18 protein-coding genes are annotated in these 19,618 nt (G+C 64.6%); 12 read left to right on the plus strand and 6 right to left on the minus strand.

Annotated features, from left to right (window positions below):
• Window positions 1–26 precede the first annotated feature (26 nt).
• Genes VGN46_RS02940 through VGN46_RS02950 form a run of 3 tightly spaced genes read left to right on the plus strand, consistent with a single transcriptional unit; the run spans window position 27 to window position 1,660 of the window.
• Window positions 27–932: a LysR family transcriptional regulator gene (locus VGN46_RS02940; RefSeq protein ID WP_331640445.1), complete on the plus strand. Its 906-nt coding sequence runs from the start codon at window positions 27–29 to the stop codon at window positions 930–932.
• A gap of 60 nt (window positions 933–992) precedes the next feature.
• Entirely contained in the window at window positions 993–1,142 is a 150-nt protein-coding gene (locus tag VGN46_RS02945) for a hypothetical protein (protein WP_331640447.1), read from the plus strand.
• 38 nt (window positions 1,143–1,180) lie between these two features.
• Window positions 1,181–1,660, plus strand: a complete 480-nt coding sequence (locus VGN46_RS02950) for a VOC family protein (protein ID WP_331640449.1) — start codon at window positions 1,181–1,183, stop codon at window positions 1,658–1,660.
• Between the two features lie 127 nt (window positions 1,661–1,787).
• Here the strand turns inward: VGN46_RS02950 and VGN46_RS02955 are convergent, their stop codons facing one another.
• A complete protein-coding gene (locus tag VGN46_RS02955) occupies window positions 1,788–2,654 on the minus strand; it encodes an SDR family oxidoreductase (protein WP_331640451.1) in 867 nt (288 codons plus the stop codon).
• A gap of 68 nt (window positions 2,655–2,722) precedes the next feature.
• Between VGN46_RS02955 and VGN46_RS02960 the strand changes: the two genes are divergently transcribed.
• The 6 genes from VGN46_RS02960 (at window position 2,723) to VGN46_RS02985 (ending at window position 9,957) form a co-directional block, all read left to right on the plus strand.
• A complete protein-coding gene (locus VGN46_RS02960; protein WP_331640454.1) occupies window positions 2,723–3,652 on the plus strand; it encodes a LysR family transcriptional regulator in 930 nt (309 codons plus the stop codon).
• A 220-nt stretch (window positions 3,653–3,872) separates the two neighbouring features.
• A complete protein-coding gene (locus VGN46_RS02965; RefSeq protein WP_331640455.1) occupies window positions 3,873–5,327 on the plus strand; it encodes an alpha-L-fucosidase in 1,455 nt (484 codons plus the stop codon).
• A gap of 144 nt (window positions 5,328–5,471) precedes the next feature.
• Complete coding sequence (locus VGN46_RS02970; protein WP_331640457.1) at window positions 5,472–5,738, plus strand: DksA/TraR family C4-type zinc finger protein; 267 nt, start codon at window positions 5,472–5,474, stop codon at window positions 5,736–5,738.
• Between the two features lie 40 nt (window positions 5,739–5,778).
• A complete protein-coding gene (locus VGN46_RS02975; RefSeq protein ID WP_331640459.1) occupies window positions 5,779–6,411 on the plus strand; it encodes a histidine phosphatase family protein in 633 nt (210 codons plus the stop codon).
• 73 nt (window positions 6,412–6,484) lie between these two features.
• The gene (locus tag VGN46_RS02980) at window positions 6,485–8,317 is read left to right on the plus strand and encodes a GGDEF domain-containing protein (protein ID WP_331640461.1); all 1,833 of its coding nucleotides are present in this window, start codon (window positions 6,485–6,487) and stop codon (window positions 8,315–8,317) included.
• 77 nt (window positions 8,318–8,394) lie between these two features.
• Window positions 8,395–9,957: a methyl-accepting chemotaxis protein gene (locus tag VGN46_RS02985; protein WP_331640463.1), complete on the plus strand. Its 1,563-nt coding sequence runs from the start codon at window positions 8,395–8,397 to the stop codon at window positions 9,955–9,957.
• Here VGN46_RS02985 and VGN46_RS02990 read toward each other — a convergent pair.
• From VGN46_RS02990 to VGN46_RS03000, 3 genes are all read right to left on the minus strand, one after another.
• Window positions 9,938–11,365, minus strand: coding sequence for a DUF2867 domain-containing protein (locus VGN46_RS02990; RefSeq protein ID WP_331640465.1), 1,428 nt, complete (start codon window positions 11,363–11,365; stop codon window positions 9,938–9,940). The two genes, VGN46_RS02985 and VGN46_RS02990, sit on opposite strands and share 20 nt — an antisense overlap.
• 33 nt (window positions 11,366–11,398) lie before the next feature.
• Window positions 11,399–11,719 carry a metalloregulator ArsR/SmtB family transcription factor gene (locus VGN46_RS02995; RefSeq protein WP_331640467.1) on the minus strand — a complete coding sequence of 107 codons (321 nt, stop codon included), beginning with the start codon at window positions 11,717–11,719 and terminating at the stop codon, window positions 11,399–11,401.
• A 68-nt stretch (window positions 11,720–11,787) separates the two neighbouring features.
• A complete protein-coding gene (locus VGN46_RS03000) occupies window positions 11,788–12,180 on the minus strand; it encodes a helix-turn-helix transcriptional regulator (RefSeq protein WP_331640469.1) in 393 nt (130 codons plus the stop codon).
• A gap of 430 nt (window positions 12,181–12,610) precedes the next feature.
• Between VGN46_RS03000 and VGN46_RS03005 the strand changes: the two genes are divergently transcribed.
• The gene (locus tag VGN46_RS03005; protein WP_331640472.1) at window positions 12,611–15,640 is read left to right on the plus strand and encodes a TonB-dependent receptor; all 3,030 of its coding nucleotides are present in this window, start codon (window positions 12,611–12,613) and stop codon (window positions 15,638–15,640) included.
• A 184-nt stretch (window positions 15,641–15,824) separates the two neighbouring features.
• Here the strand turns inward: VGN46_RS03005 and VGN46_RS03010 are convergent, their stop codons facing one another.
• Both VGN46_RS03010 and VGN46_RS03015 read right to left on the minus strand, forming a co-directional pair.
• A complete protein-coding gene (locus VGN46_RS03010; RefSeq protein WP_331640474.1) occupies window positions 15,825–16,526 on the minus strand; it encodes a DUF899 family protein in 702 nt (233 codons plus the stop codon).
• Window positions 16,527–16,540: 14 nt separating this feature from the next.
• The gene (locus VGN46_RS03015) at window positions 16,541–17,200 is read right to left on the minus strand and encodes a glutathione S-transferase family protein (protein ID WP_331640476.1); all 660 of its coding nucleotides are present in this window, start codon (window positions 17,198–17,200) and stop codon (window positions 16,541–16,543) included.
• 102 nt (window positions 17,201–17,302) lie between these two features.
• Between VGN46_RS03015 and VGN46_RS03020 the strand changes: the two genes are divergently transcribed.
• The gene (locus VGN46_RS03020; RefSeq protein WP_331640478.1) at window positions 17,303–18,550 is read left to right on the plus strand and encodes an NAD(P)/FAD-dependent oxidoreductase; all 1,248 of its coding nucleotides are present in this window, start codon (window positions 17,303–17,305) and stop codon (window positions 18,548–18,550) included.
• Window positions 18,547–19,584, plus strand: a complete 1,038-nt coding sequence (locus VGN46_RS03025; protein WP_331640480.1) for a L,D-transpeptidase — start codon at window positions 18,547–18,549, stop codon at window positions 19,582–19,584. Before VGN46_RS03020 ends, VGN46_RS03025 begins: the two co-directional genes overlap by 4 nt.
• Window positions 19,585–19,618: the final 34 nt, after the last annotated feature.

Raw genomic sequence — 19,618 nt, forward strand, 5'->3', positions numbered from 1 at the left:
TGACATCCAGTCATGAGTTTACCTGCATGTCCACCGACGGCCGCCTCCTCGGCAATCTCAGCGTCCTGGTCTCCGTCGTCGAGACCGACAATTTCGCCCGCGCCGCGGACGCCCTGGGTCTTTCACCCTCTGGCGTCAGTCGTGCCATTGGCCGTCTCGAGACCCGGCTGGGCGTCCGCCTGCTGCAGCGGACCACCCGCTCGGTGCACCTCACCGACGAAGGTGAACGCCTGGTCGCCCAGGTGGGACCGCTGTTGTCCGGCATCGAAGAGGCGGCACTGTCGGCGGCCGGTGATGCGCACGCCGTGCGCGGCCGGATACGGGTGAGCCTGGACCCGATGTTCTCGCGGCTCGTGGTGGCGCCGAAGCTCGCAGGCTTCCTCGCGGCGCATCCGCAGCTGGAGATCGAGATCGTGACCCGCGATGAGATCGGCGACCTGATCGCCGAAGGCATCGACGTCGCCGTCCGCTTCGGTGTGCCCGAATCGTCGTCGCTGGTGGCCCGGAAGCTGCTCGACACGCGGGTGCTCACGGTGGCAGCGCCCGTCTATCTCGCTGCCCATGGAACACCACGGACACCGAAGGACCTTGCTGGACACGACTGCATCCAGTTCCGCGACCCGGTGACCCGCAGGCCGTACGACTGGGAGTTTCACCGCCGCGGTAAGGTCACCACCGTCGATACCGCCGGCCCCATCCTGGTCGCCGATTCAGCGACCATGTACGGGTTATGCGTTGCCGGCGCGGGGATCGCCCAGGTGCTCGAGGTCAGTGTCCGCGACGCACTGGACGATGGCCGCCTCGTCGAACTCTTCCCCGACTATGCCGAAGAGACCTTTCCGCTGTACGCGTTCTACCCCAGCCGTCGCCACGCGCCACCGAAGGTACGGGCCTTCGTGGACTTCTGCGTGGGGCTGGCCCGGCGGGCGTGAGCGTGGCGTTGACGCGTGGGGTGGTTCTCTCGCTGGACTGACCTGCCGGGGAACGCCGCCATGCCGCCTCGCGATACCTACGATGACCCCACCACGGGTTCGGGTGATCCCACGCACGGGCAGCCGCCTGGGCCGGTGGAACCGGAAAACACCGGATCGGGTGACCCGCAGCACAAGCGCGACACGGATGTCGAAAACGCAGGCACCTGATCGACGTAGAGGTAGACGCCACCACACAGGAGCCTGCCATGAGCCGCCCGTTCCGTCGCATCACACCGTTCCTCTGGTTCGATACCCAGGCCGAAGAGGCGGCGAAGTTCTACACCTCGATCTTCCCGAACTCCCGGATCACCTCGACCTCGCATTACACGAAGGAACCGTCGGAAGCGTCGGGCCAGAGCCTGGGCTCGGTGATGACGGTGAGCTTCGAACTCGATGGCGAGCCCGTGACCGCGCTGAATGGCGGCCCGGCGTTCAAGCACAGCGAAGCGTTTTCGCTGGTTGTGTACTGCAAGGATCAGGCGGAGCTTGACCACTTCTGGGAGAAGCTCTCAGCCGGTGGCGATCCCAATGCGCAGGCCTGCGGCTGGCTGAAAGATAAGTACGGCCTGTCGTGGCAGATCTGTCCGGAAGACATTGACACGCTTGCGCAAAACCCCGGCGCGATCGCCGCGCTGATGCACATGACCAAGCTCGACATCGCCACCCTGCGCGCCGCGGCAACCTGAATCACGCGCAAGCGCGCTCCTACAAAAGCCTGCGCAGATCTTATGTAGGAGCGCGCTTGCGCGCGATCCACCGCACCGCAACGCCCCCTGTAGGAGCGCGCTTGCGCGCGATCCCGCGAAGCGCCCACTACACCCCAGCGATCACGTCACGAACAAAGTCTGCATAAGTACGCGGCTCACGCCCCAACAGCGTACGCAGCGTGCCGCGCGCCGCAGGCTTGGCCAGCATCCCATCGCGCTGGAACCGGCCCAGCATCAGCCGCAGGTCGTATGCGGCCCACGCTGGCGCGCGTTCTGCGATGGCGGCTTCTGCGGCGTCGAGGTCATCACCCAGATAGTTCACATCGTGTCCAAGGGCATCGGCCCAGACCTTCGCCGCGGAGACACCGGTCAGCGCATCCGGTCCCGCCATCTCGATAACTTCGCGTGGCAACGGTCCTGCGGCCCGCGCACGACGCAGCAGGGCGGCGGCAGCGATATCCGCGATGTCACGAATATCGATCATCGCGATGCCGACGTTACCGAGGGCCATGGGATACACGCCATACGCGGCGGCACCCTTCAGCCCCGCGTCGTTCTGCATGAAATACGACGGGCGCAACACCGTGGCCGGCAGGTCGAACTGCTCGATCATCCGCTCGATCGTGTATTTCACGGCGAAGTGAGGCACGTCGGTGAAGGTCTCGGCGTTGAGCACCGAGAGATACACGAAACGCTGGATCCCGGCATCGCGGGCCAGGGTGAGAACGGTCAGGCCCTGGTTGAGCTCGTCGGCCGTGACCGGATTCAGCACGAAGACCGTGTCGACGCCCTGCAGGGCGTTGCGCAGCGCGTTAGGGTCAGCGGCATCGCCGCCTACGGCACGAACGCCAGCCGGGCCGCTGTACTGCTCCGGGCGGCGGGTGAGGGCGCGGACGTCGGCACCCGCGGCGGCAAGACGTTCGATGACGGCGGAACCCACGGTGCCCGTGGCGCCAGTTACTAGGATGCTCATGGAAAACTCCTGTGCGGTTGGAATAAGCACAGGTTGCGCGTCTCACCTACGGTACGATAGCCGTTAAGATGAGACATCTCGTCTCACTGGTGGAACAAAAGGCCATGGACCTGCTCGCCCTCGCCGATTTCAGCGCTGTAGCCACCCATCGCGGCTTTGGCGCAGCCAGCCGCGCCACCGGGCGTCCCAAGGCCACGCTTTCGCGCCGGGTACGCGAACTGGAAGACGCCCTGGGCGTGCGCCTGGTGGAGCGCGGCGCACGGCCCTTCCGCCTCACCGAGGAAGGCGCCGTGCTCCACGGCGAAACCGCAGGCATGCTCAGCCATATCGAGCATGTCGCTGCGGATCTCACGGCGGGTGCCGGAGGACCCCGCGGGCGCCTGCGCATCAGCGTCCCGGTATTGTTTGCACAGCGTGGCGTTGGACGCCTGGCGTCGCGTTATGCAGCGCTATACCCCGCCGTCGAACTCGAGGTCGTCGCGGACGATCGTTTCGTCGATCCGTTAGCCGAGGGTTTCGACCTGATCGTGCGTGCGAACCCCAAGCCGACGACAGAACTGGCGGGCCGCTGTTTTCTGCGCGATCGCTATGTCGTGGCCGCCGTGCCCGCGTTGCCACGGCCTCGCGATGGCGATGCGTTTCCCGCCATCGTGCTTCCTGTCATGGCACGAAGCGATGCCTGGCAAGTTACGCTTGGAAAAAAGCGTATCGCCATCGCGCCACGCACGGTGTTGCGCCTCTCGTCCATGGCGATGGTGTATGACGCCGTGCTCGAAGGCACGGGCGCCGCGATGCTTCCTGCGTCGTTGATCGCGGGCGATATCGCAAGCGGACGCCTGGTCAGCTGGGGCTTCATCGAAGGCGGTGCGACGGAAGTGTGGGCGCTGTATCCGCCACAGCGCCATGTCGCGCCGAAGGTGTCTGCCTTTGTGAACCTGCTTGTTGAACACTTCAAGGACGCTTCTCCGGTGCATTTCAGTGAGTTGGCCAGCTCATAAGATGTCGTACCTTCATCGCGCGCAAGCGCGCTCCTACACAAGACCTGCGCAGGCTCTTGTAGGAGTGCGCTTGCGCGCGATCAACGTCACCGCAACGCCCATGTAGGAGCGCGCTTGCGCGCGATCGGTCATACGACACGCCAACATTCCTATCGGCGCATTGACACCACCCAGTGCCTCAGGTGAAAGTCGAACGTCATGCCATCGCGGGGAGAGGGTGTTGAACCGACGGGATTTCGCAAAGACGCTGGCGCTCGCCAGTGCGGTTGGTAGCGGTTTGTTTCCAGTGAAACAAGCATTCGCGCAAGCGCCAAAGCTGTCGCGCGGTGTCGTCGTCGATTCCGCACGGTTGCGCGACCTGCAGCAAGCCTTCCTTGAGTTGCGCTTCGGCATGTTCATCCACCTCAACATGGCGACCTTCGAAGAACGCGAATGGGGCGATCCCCTGCTTTCGCCGAAGCTGTTCAACCCGCAACACCTGGATCCCGGCCAATGGGCCAGGGCCGCAAAATCCGCCGGCATGGGTTACGCCTGCCTTACGACGAAGCACCACGATGGCTTCTGCCTGTGGCCGACGAAGACGGGGAGCGCGAACGTGATGCAGTCGGCGTATCCGCACGACGTTGTGCGCGCTTACGTGGAAGCATTTCGCAAGGCGGGCCTCAAGGTCTGCCTGTATTTCTCAATCCTCGACCTGCGCCAGGATATCCGCGCGCGCACCGTCACGCCGGAAAAGATCGCCCTGATCAAGGCACAGATCACCGAACTGCTGACGAACTACGGCCCGCTGACTGCATTGATCCTCGATGGCTGGAACGCCTCGTGGTCGCGTATCTCCTATGAGCAGCTGCCCTATCGTGAGATCTACGACCTGGTGAAGTCATTGCAGCCGGATTGCCTGCTCACCGACCACAACGCGGGTAGCTACCCGGGCACCGCGCTCTACTACACCGACATCAAGCAGTACGAGCAGCATGCAGGGCAGAAGATTCCACCGAACAGTCCGGTACCGTCGCAGTCGGGCACCACGCTGCAGAGCGACTGGTTCTGGAAGAAAGCGTATCCGACGTCCGAACTCGCCTCGGCGCAGACCATCGTCAATGACTGGCTGAAACCGTTCAATGCGAACCACTGCAACCTGATCCTCAACGTCGCACCGAACCGCGATGGCCGTTTCGACGACAACGCCGTGGCTCGCCTCGCCGAGATCGGCGCGTTGTGGAAGCCCGAAGGTAAGGTGGCAGCGATCGAACGACAGGTAACGATCACCACGCCCAACCTGGCCGCGGGTAAACCGGCATGGGCCAGTGCGAGCGATGAGGCGGTGGGTCCCGATCTCGCGTTCGACGAAAATTTCCGCACGTACTGGCTTGCCGACCGGGGCAAGGAGGAAGGCTGGATCGAAGTGCGCTTCGACGCGCCGGTCGCGTTCAACACGCTGTCGATCGTGGAGCCGCGTGACGACTCAGACTATGGCAGTACCAGCCGCATCGCCGCGTACAAGGCCCAGGTGGAGCAGGGCGGCACGTGGGTCGACATCGCCAGCGGCGGCACACCCGCCACCTACCAGTTCCACGAGATCCCGCGCACCACCGCTTCTCGCATCCGCCTATGGGTAAAAGGTCGCCAGCCCGGCATCACCGAATTCGGCCTTTACGACGAACCCCGTGCCTGACACCCGCCCGCTGTAGGAGCGCGCTTGCGCGCGATTCACGCAGCAAAGACGTAACCTGTTGAAATGCAGGTTATTGTCCTTATGTAAGGTCTATCGCGCGCAAGCGCGCTCCTACAGAAAGCAGGCGCGACCGGGAGGTGCGGCATGGCTACCGGGTGGGCGGGTGATACCGCTGTGCAGGACCAGATCGATGCCACCGTGGAAGACGCGGTGAAGCGCGTGCGCAGCCACATGACCAAAGGTCCTGGGCTGGAGCGCTGCGAGGAATGCGATAAGCCCATCCCCGAGGCGCGGCGCAAGGCTGTGCAAGGGGTGCGTTTGTGCGTGACGTGCCAGGAGGCGGCCGATCGCGATGAGGCCGCTTTCAGCGGCTATAACCGGCGCGGGAGCAAGGACAGCCAGTTGCGCTGAGGTTTACCATGGGCATTCCCCCGCGCTGCGAAGCCCCACGATGCTCGAACACCTGATCGTCTGCCGCCACGGCGAAACCGTCTGGAATATTGAACGCCGCGCGCAGGGCAGGGCAGATAGCCCGCTGACCGCCGCGGGTATTGAACAGGCGCGCAGCCTGGGCCGCGCCCTCGCGGCGCGTGGCATCGAACACGTGGTGTCCTCGACCCTTGGGCGCGCACTGCACACCGCGGAAATCGTCGCGGAGATCGCCGGGTGCGCGGTCTCGGTCGATCCGCGCCTTGTGGAGCGCTCGTTCGGCGCGCTTGAAGGGCAGAACTTCGACAGCATGGCCCTGGACCCGCAATGGACCGCCGTCGTGCGCTGCACGGACCCCGACGCCACCGCACCCGGCTCCGAGTCCCTGCGCGAAGTGGCGGCACGCGTCATGGCGGCCCTGGAAGCCACACGGGCGCTGCCCTATCGCAGCATCGCCGTGATCACCCACGGTCAGTCCCTGTCAGCCTTGCTCGGCACATTGCATAACAGCCACGACTATTCCACCTTCCGTCACGGGAATTGCGGCTACACGCCGCTGCACGTTCGTGAGGGGAGCTTCGTGGTGGATGCATGGAATCTCGATCCGCTCGCCGTCGCGCTGGCTGACACATCGACTGTCACAGATCAGAAATAATTGATTTAGAAGGATTTATTAAAGTTAGGATGGCTGGCTGCCGATAACCGGGCAGATCACCCACCATCCCGACATGCCCACCAGCCATCCCACCAGCGGCCGCGAGCCATCGCCGATCGAGCAGGTCCTCTCCGGGACCGCGCTCTCGGCCGTGTTCCAGCCGGTCATCCGCGTCGATGACGGTCAGGTGGTGGCGCATGAAGGGTTGATCCGCTGCGGATTCCCGCAACTCGATCTCACCCCCACCGATCTGCTCGACCTGGCCCGCACACGCGGACGTCTGGGTGAGTTCGAATTGAAGGCCGCGCGTCGTGTGGCCGAGCGCTTCGTCGAACTGGGTCTCGAGGGCCGGCTGCTGGTCAATCTGAGCGCCCAGGCGGTGATGCACGAAGGCGTCGCCGCCGAAGACGTCATCGCCGCGTTGTCGGTGCCGGGCCTCGACCTCGGCCGCGTCACCATTGAACTGACCGAGCGCGACATCGTGGAAAACGCGGCGCGGCTGGCCCACGCGCTTGGCTTTCTCCGCGCCCGCGGTGTGCGCGTGGCGCTAGACGACTTTGGCAATGGCCATTCGAACTTCGAGATGTGGAACGAGATCCACCCGGAAGTGGTGAAGATCGACCGCTACCTCATCAACGGCCTGGCCAGCAGCGCGGAACGTCTCGCGATTGTGCGCGCGCTGTGCTCGGTAGCGGAAACCCTTGGCGCCGACCTCGTGGGTGAAGGTGTGGAGGATGAGGCCGACCTGCGCATGCTGCGCGAACTCGGCATCCCCTACGCCCAGGGGTTCCTCATCGCCCGGCCCTCCACGGAGCCCGTTGTACAGATTCCCGAGCATGTTGCTGCCGCATTGCACCGCGCCCACGTGCCCGTACCACCGCGGCCCAGTGGCCCGGTCTCCGCACGGCCACTCACGGCCGGCCATATGTTGATCGAGGCACCTGCCGTCGCGCCGCGACAGAACAACGACGAAATCGCCGAGGTGTTTGCGGCGCACCCGCGCCTGCATGCGGTCGCCGTCGTGGATGCCGGTGTGCCTGTGGGCATCGTGAACCGGCGAACATTCACCGAACGCATGGCCCAGCCCTTCGCCCGCGAACTCTTTGGCCGCAAGCCGTGCACGAGTTTCATGCATGCCGAGCCGTTGTTGTGCGACGAAGACATGTCGCTACAGAGCATGGCGGACATCCTGCGCGGCGAGGACCAGCGTTACCTGAGCGATGGCTTCATCATTACCTCAGGCGGACACTACCTCGGCCTGGGCACCGGCGAATCGTTGGTGCGCCGCGTGACCGAGATCCGCGTGGAAGCGGCGCGTTACGCTAACCCGTTGACCTTCCTTCCAGGCAACCTGCCGGTAACAGAACACATCGGCCGGCTGCTCCAGGCGGGGCGGCCGTTCGCGGCGGCGTACTTCGATCTCGACAACTTCAAACCCTTCAACGACCAGTACGGCTATTTCCGCGGCGATGAAATGATCCGCCTGCTGGCCAGCGTGCTCACCGGCGACCTGCGCCACGATGCGGACTTCGTCGGGCACATCGGTGGCGACGACTTCATGGTCGTGTTCCAGGGCGGCGACTGGTCCACGCGTTGCGACGACATGCGCCGCCGATTCAACGCGATGGCCGGCAACCTGTTCGACGAGGCGGATCGTGAGCGCGGCGGCATCGAGAGCGACGACCGCCACGGCCTGCGTCGGTTCTTCCCGATCACCACGGTGGCCGTCGGCGTGGCGTGGTTCGGCGAGGGCCTGCCGGCCGATGCAGAGGCCGTGGCCAGCCTCGCCGCGTCGGCCAAACGGCTGGCCAAGAACGACGGCCTCGGGATGCATGTGGTGACGTGGCGGGACGACGACGACATTCTCGCGTCACGACATATTCAAGTGGCTGAAATAAAACAGTAATTCGGAAAACAAGGGCTAAAGTTGCCGAAAATGCGGCCGATGGGTGGGCTGTCCCCCCACCCCCCGAGCGATCCCCCATGCGCCTCCCCGCGACCCTTCCCACCCTTACGTTACGTGCGCGCCTCACGCTGCGCCTCGTCGGCACCATCCTCCTGTTACTTGCCCTGTGGATCGTGGGCGGCGTGCAGCTTCGCCAGGCCAACGGCCGCCTGCAATCGGTGGTGGGCGAGACCCTCGCCCCGGTCGCCAACGTGGGCCGGATCCAGAACGACTACAACGACCTGCTCGATTCGCTGGTACACGCCACGCTGGCGCGCCTGCCCTCGGCCACCGACGATGCCGTCACGGCGATCGGCGCCAACCGCCACGACATCGACAAGCAGTGGAAGGAGCTCGAAGCCAGCGGCCTCGGCCAGCAACAAAAGAAACTGTTGGTGGTTGCCGCCGAGCACCGCAAGGCCGCCGATGAGGCGGTCGATGCGGTCATCGTATTGCTCAAGGCTGAGCAATACGATATCGCGCCACTGCAACTGTCCAACGACGTGCAGTCCGCCGTCGGTCCGCTCAAGAGCGACTTCGCCAACCTGTTCCAGCTCGCGCTCGCCAACGGCAAGGCGGAAGCCGAAGCGCAGCAGGCGGCCGTGAGTCACGGCGCGGTCTTCTCGGCGATCCTGCTCGGTGTCGCGCTGCTGATAGCGAGTGTCATGGACATCGCCATCATCCGCTCGCTGCAGCGTCGCCTGCGCCAGGCGCGCGAAGTCGCGGCAGGCATCGCCCGCGGCACGCTCGGTGCGCATATCGACGTCGGTCGCGAGGATGAAATCGGCGAACTGCTTGCCTCACTGGCCGCGATGGACGCGCAGCTAGGCCACGTCGTGGTACAGGTGCGCGACCGCGCCGATCACGTGGCGCAGGTCGCCGGTGGCATCGCGCAAGGCAACGATGCCCTCAACAACCGTACGCGTACGCAGGCGGAACACCTCGAACACACCTCGCTGTCCATGCGCGACATGGCGAACGCCGCGCGCGGCGGGCTCGGCCATGCCACCGCGGCAAACCATGCGGTGGTTGAAGCGCGTGCCATGACCGACGAGGGCCACCGCGTCGCCCTGGACGCCATCGACAACATGCGCGCCATCCAGCAGGGCAGTGAGCGGATGGGTGAAGTCCTCGACCTCGTCGACCAGGTCGCCTTCCAGACCAATCTGCTGGCCCTGAATGCGGCGGTCGAAGCGGCGCGTGCCGGCGAGCACGGGCGTGGCTTTGCCGTGGTGGCGTATGAGGTGCGCGAACTCGCACAGCGCTGCGCGGCGGCGGCGCGGGATATCCGTGGCCTGATTACGTCAAGCGACGAGGCGGTGCAGGCCGGTGTCCAGTCGGTCGACCGTGCAAGCGCCGTGTTGTCCGGCATCGGTGAGCGCGTGGGCGCGCTGTCGACCATGGTGGCCGACGTGATGGCCGCGACCCAGGGCCAGACCAGCGGTATCGAACGCGTCAACGGCGCCATCGTCGTCATCGACGAAACCACCCGTGAGAATGCCGCACTGGTCGAACAGGCTGCGTCGGCCAGCCGCGCCATGCGCGAAAGCGCCGAGAGCCTGCGCCGCGAAGTGGCTTACTTCACACTGGAAGCCGCCTGACAGTTGCCGCGGGTCTGGCGGTCGCGTGATGAGGTAGGGCAAAGGCATACGCCACCGCCCGCCGCATCATCGACGGGCTGACGTAGCGCCTGTGCACACCCTGGATCGCGCGGATATAGAGGTGGCCAAAGGTGTTGTGGCAACGTACGCGCGTGCCCAGGGTGACATCGACGCTGCCTTCCACGATGCGCACGGCGACGCAGGAGCGGAAGCGAAGATGGCGATCGTTCGCGCCCAGGATGACCTGGGCGTGCGAGCCATCCGTTGCCACGCGTTGCGCATGCACTGGGAAGCGCCCCGCGAATACACGCGCATCGGCCGGGCCGAGCAGGGAGGAAACGGGGCAGCCCAGCGGCGATGTGCGTAAGCCAAAAGGCTTCACCAACGTATTGCGCAAGGCCATGAGCTGGGTGACGCCACGCGGCGGATCCTTCACGAAACCATCGAGGATCGCGGCGAGTAACACCTCGGCGCGCGTGCTCTCCGGCTGGCGCTCGGCGAGGACGAGACGAAACGCGTCTTCATGGTCGAAGCGATCGGCGAGTTCCTCGCGGAGTAGCGAATCGGCATCCACCGCATCCAGTTCCACCACCGTCTGCCAGCCAAGCGTCTCGCGAAGGAATCCACCCGCGCGGCGTAGCGTGGCAAGGCGGGCACGCACGGCACCCAGGGTACGGCGGGCGAAGCCACACAGCGTGACTTGCAGCGAATCCGGCGCAGCTTCGAGTGCCAGCGCAACCAGCGGTATGTGCAGCTGGTCAACGGGCGTTTGCTCCAGCCACGCCTGGACGTCCGAGGGCAGTACCTCGGTCAGTGAAGGAATACTTGCGTCGCCGGCCAGCACCTGTTCGCGCAAGGCCGGGTCGAGCTCGCCGCCCAACTCGTTCGTATGGCACGAAAGCGCGAAGAACGCCGGGTGACAGCCGTGCGCGTGCAGCGGCAGGAACTGGTGCCACGTACCGCCACCGAAGCGCACCGTGAACAGGCAGTCTGGCGGAATGGTCACGTGACGCAGGGCCCGCGCAAAGTTCGCCGGATCGCTGGCGAGTTCCGCAGGCGTCGCCGTGCTGAAGCGAAGCAGGGTCCCACTGCTACCAGACACCGCGGTAAACACCCGGTGCCCCGCATGACGATGGAACGGATGCCCGTTAGCGCCCACGGCGAAGGTGTAGAGCGACGTGGCATCACCCTCCGGAAAGTGCGTGCCGCCCAGCCGTGCCGATGGTTCGTCGAGCTCATCGATGAACGAGGGATGGGCCCGCTGGCGCGCGCCGGCGGATGCCGCAACCTGACTGCCGGCGCCGTGGCCGAGCTGGGCGATGAGGTTCACTTCCACGGGCAAACCGCCCCCGGCAGGGACGATCGTGGCAGAGGGAAACGAAGCGGTGGCTTGCGAACGGTACGGCATGGAAACTCCCCTTTCCGATGGCGCCGGCGCGGATCAGCCGGTGGTCTTCTTGGCGGCGATGCGGCGCGATTCGCGCTTGAGTGGCTTGCCCACGGGGCAGATCTCGAAGGCGAAGCCGGTGAGCGTGTTGACCAGGCTGTCCCGGTTGAGCTGGTACACCACGAACTGGCCGCGCTTCTGGCTGCTAACCAGGCCTGCGGATTCGAGCACCGAGAGGTGCCGCGAGATTGACGGCGCGCTCATGTCGAAGCGGCTGGCGATCTCGCCCGCGGTCATTTCCGTGGCCGACAGATAGGCCAGGATCTCCCGGCGGGGCCGGGAGGCGAGCGCTTCGAACACCTGGTCGATGGCCATGTATATTTCGATACTTAGCAAAGTTGCTAAGTATCTAAGCGCTATTCCTGGCTCGCGTCAAGTCGCCCTTAGCGTGCTACGGCGGTGCGCTGGTACCGCATCAAGGCCATGACCGCGCCGCGATCGCGCGGCGTTGCCTCGGCGAACCAGCGCTGCAACAGGCGTGCCTCATCGTTCTCCTCATCGTCGGATTCGCCGACGAGGAAGGCGATGGACACGCCAAAATAGCCCGAAAGCGCGCGAAGTATCGAAAATGATGGATTTGCGCTCGTCCCGCGTTCGAGCTGATGCACGTGTGACTTCGACATACCCAGCGCGTCGGCGATTTCCTGCAACGACTTCCCGCGCGCCTGCCGGGATTCGCGGATTCGCGAAGCTAGTGCGTTCGCCGCTGCCGGACCCGTCTCGGCGGCGTAAGAAAAATTCTTATCCTGGTCGCTGCCCTGCCTGCCCCTGACCATGGGTACTCCTCTCTCTGCACTCGCCGTTCCGCATGGATGCGGAAGCGGCTCGCAGCCCGTTCGGCCGCGAAAACCGTGAACTCAATGGCGCCGGAGCGCCATTTCCCCTGTCACCCGGCCGCGAATCACCGCCAGGTGTCGAACCCGTTTTTCGCAGCACATGGGCTCGTTTGTCAAATGGACGTCTAACCCACAAGGCGCAAATCCGTACCTCGGAAACGTACGAATCCGTCACTTGTGGATGAACACCTTCGCAAGAACATGAATAAATTGTTGACCGGGAGGCGACGTCTACCGTAAAAAAACATGCCGCGGCAATTGGTTCTCGGACCAGCTGTCTCGGCAACCTCGGCGACACCCTTAGGGAGGGGCCGCCGTTGAACTGACCTGGCGAGGCCTTTGACTCGCTCTTTTCTGGGGGAAAACTTGCATGTTCTCATCGATTCGGTCGCGTAACGCGACCGTCGTTAGTCGTTCTTTGCTCCACGTCGCCATTGCCACGGCGCTCGCCCTGCCCTCGGCTGCTGTGTTCGCGCAGTCCACCACGGGCTCGATCTACGGCCAGGCGCCCGCCGCCGCTGGCGAAACGATCCGCATCGAAAGCAATACCGGCCAGACGCGCGAAGTCAGCGTTGACGCCAATGGTCGCTACACCTTGCCTGAGCTGCCGATCGGCAAGTACAAGGTTTCGCTGCTGAAAGACGGTGCCGTCGTCGATTCGCGCGATAACGTGGGGGTGGTCGTCGGCCGCGGCTCGGAGATCTCGTTCGTTGCGGCTAGTGCCAGCAACGCGCAGGACCTGCAGAGCGTCACGGTTTCGGCCAACACGCTTCCGGCCATCGACGTGTCCAGCGTTGACTCCCGCACCGTCGTGACCTCGCAGGAGCTCGCCAAGTACCCGCTGGGCCGCACCGCCGAAGCCATCGCGCTGTTGGCGCCGGGCGTCGTCCCGGGCAGCTCGTACTTCGCCGGCCCGACCCGTAATGCGCTGGTCTCGTTCAGCGGTTCGTCGGTTACGGAGAACGCGTACTACATCAACGGTTTCAACACCACCGATCCAGTCAGTGGCTTCGGCGGCATCACCTTGCCGTACAACGTGATCGAACAGCAGGAAGTGCTGACCGGTGGCTACGGCGCCGCATACGGCCGTTCCGACGGTGGCGTGCTCAATCAGATCGGTAAGCGGGGCACCAACGAGTGGCACTTCGGTGCGCAGATGCTCTGGACCCCGCGTTCGCTCAAGGGCGACCCGAAGAACACCGACTACACCCAGGGCCCGAACGCCGGCAAGATCTACCGCCAGTTCGACACCAACAAGTCGTGGGTTGCCACCACCAGTGCCTATGCGTCCGGCCCGCTGATCAAGGACAAGCTGTTCTTCTTCATCTCAGCAGAGTACGAAAAGACCCAGGGTAACAGCGTCGGCGCGGTGACCCTGCCGTTCAACACCAAGTACAGCTACCGCGACCCTCGCTACTACGGCAAGCTGGACTGGAACATCACCGACGACCACCACCTTGAAGCGACCTTCGCGTCGAGCAAGGATCAGTACGCCGGTAACCTGTACGACTTCGACTACGCGACCCGTCAGACCGGTGCGTACAACAGCGGCGACATCTCGCTGAAGAACTCCGGTGACCTGGGCGTCCTGAAGTACACCGGCTACATCACCGACGACCTGACCATCACCGCCCTGTACGGCAAGCTGAAGTCGACGTACTACTCGGAGATCCCGGGTTACGATCCGACGCTTCCGTTCGTCAGCAGTCCTGACCAGCAGAACCCGATCTACGGCGGCAACATCGGTAACACGCAGACCGTCGCGACGTTCACCGATCCGCGCCACAAGTCGACCAACCGCAACCTCCGCTTCGACGTCTCGTACCACATCGGCGATCACACGATCACCGCCGGTATCGATAACCAGGACGTCCATGACATGGACGATGGCGACAACACGTCGGGCCCGGGTTACGAATGGATCTACTCGCATGTCGCGCCGGGCACGGCGATCCTGGATAACGGCACGGCCTTCGTCGACGCCCCGGGCAACTACCCCAACGGTGCGGAAGGCTATATCGTCAACAAGCAGATCTATAAGACGGCCGCCTCGGTCCGCGTGAAGCAGCGCGCCCAGTACATCGAAGACAGCTGGCAGGTCACGGATCGCTGGCTGGTGAAGGTCGGTCTGCGTAACGACCAGTTCACCAACTACAACCCGGATAGCGTCGCTTACCTCAAGCTCACCAGCCCGCAGTGGGCGCCCCGCATCAACGCGGCATGGGACGTGCATGGCGACTCGAGCATGAAGGTGTGGGCCAGCGCCGGCCGCTACTACCTGGCGTTGCCCGCCAGCGTGGCGTTGCGCTCGGCCGGTGCCTCGCTGTTCACCAACCAGTACTACACCTACTCGGGCATCGACGGACAAGGTATCCCGCAGGGTCTGACCCAGATCGCGACCTCCACGGGTGGTCCGGTCTCGAGCAATGCCGAATACGGCCAGCCGCGCGACCCGAAGACGGCCGCCGCGAGCAACCTGAAGTCGGAGTACCAGGACGAAGCCATCCTCGGCTTCCAGACGGAACTGAGCCCGGAATGGGTGGCTGGCGCGAAGGTGACCTGGCGCAAGCTGCGCAACGCCATCGATGACGTGGCCGATGCAGATAGCATCCTGACCAAGGCCCAGTCGCTCGGTTACGACGTCGACCCGGCGAACATCCAGGGTGGCTACTTGTTCAATCCGGGCCGCTCGAACACGTTCAAGATCTCGGATGGCAACGGTGGGTACTTCGATGTCCCGATGTCCAACGCCGACTTCGGTTTCCCGAAGCTCAAGCGTAAGTACTACGGCATCGACCTGAGCCTCGAGCATCCGTTCGATGGCAAGTGGCAGGCGAAGGCGCTGTACACCTTCAGCCGCAGCTACGGTAACTCCGAAGGCCAGGTGAAGTCCGATATCGGCCAGGACGACATCTCGGCCACGCAGGACTGGGACTTCGCTTCGCTGATGAGCTACGCCAACGGAGCGCAGTCGAACGATCAGAAGCACGTGTTCAAGCTGTACGGTTCGTACCAGATCAACCCGGAATTCCTGGTTGGCGCGGTGCTGAGCATCGCTTCGGGCAAGCCGCGTAGCTGCCTTGGCTACTACGGTCCGGAAGAAACCCAGCCGGCGTACGCGGGTCCGTACTACCACTGGTGCGGTGGCCAGCCTTCGCCTCCGGGCACGTACCGCTACCCGTGGCAGAAGGTCCTCAGCCTGAATGCTGAGTACCGCCCGGCGTTCGCGGACCACAAGCTGGCGTTCAACGTCATGGTCTACAACGTCTTCAACAACATCGAGACGACCACGGCTTACGCCTATTACGGCAGCAGCGAGGCCCGCCTCTCGCGTTACGACAGCGCGCTGTACCGCAGCACGCCGCGTTACGTCCGCTTTGGCCTGACCTACGACTTCTAAGTCGTAACGTCGGCTCCGGTCGACCCGCCATGGACGGCGGGCCGCCCACAAGTCCGGACGAACGCGTGGCGCACCAGAAAAGCCACCCTTCCGGCGGCGAACGCAGTTTCAACCGAATTCGCTGAATCTCCCTATGACCCGCGATGATCCCCGCGGGTTTTTTTATGCTCGCGATATTTGCTACTTAGTAATCCAGCTTCGGATACCAATCCGGTCTGCGACCCTCTGGCGTGCAATCGATCACGGTCCACAGCGGCATGAGGTCGGGTGCGCCACGCGGGTCCTGGCCTGGGTCGGAGGACTCAAAACCCATCTCACCCGACCAGAAGTGGCGCACGCTGCCGTCACGGCGGGTGAACACGTTGAATCCGGGAATATCGTTTCCCTGGTCGTCGATCGCGTAGTAATCGCGGCTGAAGTTGCCGTTGGTATCGGTGAAGAAACGCAGGTGCTGCCAGCCGCGCTCGTGGGCGAATGCCTGCATGCGCTCAACGGGGGAGCGCGAAATCACCGCCAGTGCCATGTTCTGTTCGATATCGCGCGCCTCGCCGTCCCAGGCGAAAAGTAGCGAGGTGCACATGGGACATGGCCGTTCGCGCTGCGGGCCGAACATCCAGCTGTAGGTCGCCAGGGTCTGGTTTGTACCGAACAGGCCTTTGAAGTCGACCGGGCCATCGGCACCCACAAACTGGTAATCGCCGGTGACCACGCCACCGGGCGGGAGTGCGCGGCGCATCTCCGCAACGCGTTCGATCTGCCGGCGCAACTCGATTTCTTCGGCGAGCAAGGCCGTGCGCGCGGTGCGGTACTCGGCACTTTCGTTCGGCATGCGCATGGGGCTGCGCGCGGCGAGATCGGTAGCGGGCGTGAGGGGTTGGGCACTCATGCGGTATCTCCTGGTCAGTCGCGATCGGGCGCGCCAAGGGGAAAAAGCGCGCGATAGGGCCGGGCTTCGTCGACGGCCCGGGCAAAGGAAGGCCGGGCCAGCAGGCGCTTCCGGTAAGCATGGACATGGTTGAAGCGGGGCTCGATCGGGTGGGCCCAGTCGGCGTAAAACAGTGCCGGCGCGGCGCTACAGTCGGCCAGGCTGAATGCCTCGCCGACGGCCCAGATGCGCCCGTCCATGGCCTGATCCAGCCACGCGTAGGCGTGATCGAGCATGCAGCGCGCCTGTTCGACGCCGTACGGGTCGTGCTGGTGGGACGGACGCAGGGCGTTGCCGACGATCGTCTGCAGCGGTGTCGATACGTAGTTGTCGAAGAAGCGATCCAGGTTGCGCACTTCCAGGGCGGCCTTCGGTTCCGTCGGCAGCAGAGGCACTGGGCCGGGGTGGTACAGCTGGAGGTACTCGATGATCGTGCTGGCCTCGGTCACCACACGCTTACCATCGACCAGAACGGGGAACCGCTTCAGCGGCCAAAGTTCGGCGAACTCCGCATAAATCTCCGGGTGATCCGCCGAGAGCATCTTCCAGTCGAAGGCCGTGCCATTTTCGTAAAGGGCAATCAGTGCCTTCTGGCAGTACGACGAGAAGGGGTGGGCATACAACTTCAGCGTCACGGGCGGTTCCTCGCTACGAACGGGGGTTCTCCTCCTTCGTCGAACGAGCCGGGGCGTTTTCGACAGACCGCCTTGGTATGCTCGGCAGGACAGGGAGGCACCATGAAAATCGCGATCGTTGGCTACGGAACGGCAGGGCAGGCCAGTGCCATCCTGCTCGCCGCACAGGGCCATGAGGTTACCGTGTTCGAAAAGAGCCCGTCGCTAGGGCCGGTAGGGGCGGGGTTCCTGCTCCAGCCGACCGGGCTGGCCGTGCTCGCCCGGATGGGCCTGGGTGACCAGGCGCTGGCCCTGGGCCAGCGCATCGACCAGTTGCAGGGGCACACGCCGCGCGGCCGGGCAGTCATGGATATGCGCTACGCGGACCGCCGGGTGGGCTGCTTCGGTCTCGGCATGACCCGCGGCGCGCTGTTCGAACTGCTGCGTGGCGCGCATGCCGACGCCGCGCAGGTCCGCACCGGCGTCCGCATCCGCGCCTATGACGAACATTCCCACCAGTTGTTCGATGACGCTGGCGGCGTCCACGGCCCGTTCGACCTGGTCGTCGCGGCTGATGGCGCGCATTCGACGGTGCGCCCACAGTGCACGGGCAACGTCCGTCGCGAATCGTTATACCGTTGGGGCGCGGTGTGGTGCCTTTTGCGGATCGACGACTGGGCATCACCGCATACCTTGCTGCAGCGCTACGCCGGTACGCGCGCGATGATCGGCATGCTGCCGGTCGGCACGCGGCCGGGGCATGAAGGGCGCTGGGTCACCTTCTACTGGAGCCTGCCGGGCGACCGGGTCGATACGTTCGATGACGCGGGTGTGGCGTCGATGAAAGCGGCGGTGCACGGCATCTGGCCGGAGATATCCCCACACCTCGCCCACCTGCATCGCGCGGAACAGCTCAACCGCGCCCGTTACCGCGATGTGGTGTTGAAGGCGCCGCACCACGCGCGCCTGGTGGTCATCGGCGATGCCGCCCACGCCATGAGCCCGCAGCTAGGGCAGGGCGTGAACATGGCCTTGCTGGATGCGGCCGCGCTGGCCGATTCGCTTGCCGCGCATGACAGCCTGGACGCCGCGCTGGCCGCCTATCGCAAGCAGCGCCACGCCCATGTGCGCATCTACCAGCGCATGAGCCGCTGGCTCACGCCGCTGTTCCAGTCCGGCTATACGCCGCTCGGCTGGTGCCGCGACGCGGTGTTCGGCCCGCTGGGTCGCGCACCGGGTGCGCGCGGTGCGATGCTGAGCATACTTACCGGCGAAACAGGACACCGCCCGACCATACCTTTGGCTGAGGGCGCCGAACCCACCGTTGGCATTACCCTCGAGGGTCAAAGCACCAAGGGAGTTTCCGTATGACCCGTTTGCTCGCCAGCGTGGCCTTGTTCCTGGCCTTCGCCACGACCGCCGGTGCTGCCGTGCCCACCTGGGGCGCGAAGCAATCCAGTGCCGCGGACACGCCGCCTTCCGCGCTGAAAGCCGGCGAATGGATCTGGGGTGGCGCACCGATGGCGCCCGGTCCCATGGCAGTCATCGTGAGCCTCACCGAGCAGCGCGCGTATGCCTACCGCAACGGCATCCTGGTCGGCGTCACCACGGTCAGCACGGGCAAGAAGGGGCACGAGACACCGACCGGTGTCTTCACCATCCTGCAGAAGGACAAGGACCACAAATCCAACGTGTATAACGCCGCACCCATGCCGTACCAGCAGCGGCTGACCTGGGATGGCGTGGCGCTGCATGCGGGCGGCCTGCCGGGCTACCCGGAATCGCACGGCTGCGTGCACATGCCAACCGAGTTCGCGAAACTGCTGTTCGCGGCGACCAACATGGGCATGACCGTGGTCGTGGCAGAAGAAGGCACGGCACCCGTCACCGTGGTTCATCCGAGCGCGGTCATTCCGATCGACCCGCGCAATGGCAAGGACCTGGCCGTCGCACCGTTGATGAACGGTGCGATGTACAGCTGGAATCCCGATGCCTCACCGACCGGCCCTATCTCCATGGTCCTGAGCGTGCCCGATCAGCGCGTCATCGTGTTGCGCAATGGCATCGAGATCGGCCGTGCGAAGGTCGAGGTGTCCCATCCGCTTGTGGGTACCCACGCGTATATCGTCGCGGCGGGCTACATGCCCAATTCGCCCACGCGTGAAGGCCTGCGCATGCCGAACTGGATCACCATCGGTATCCCCGGCCACGGCGATGAAGCCAACAAGGTCGTTGACGAGGCGCTCGCCGACCGCGTCGCGGCACCGCGCGAGTTCATGGAAAAGATCCTGCCCGAGCTCAAGCCCGGTGACGTGCTGCTCGCCACCGACGAACACATCCTGCCTTCGACCACCGGCCCGAAAGTCCAGGTCATCGATTCCAATCCACCCGAGCGCGCCCCTTAAAGGACGCGCCCGGACGTTGTAGGAGCGCGCCTGC

The sequence above is a fragment of the Luteibacter sp. genome, from assembly GCF_036500425.1.
Lineage (GTDB): Bacteria > Pseudomonadota > Gammaproteobacteria > Xanthomonadales > Rhodanobacteraceae > Luteibacter.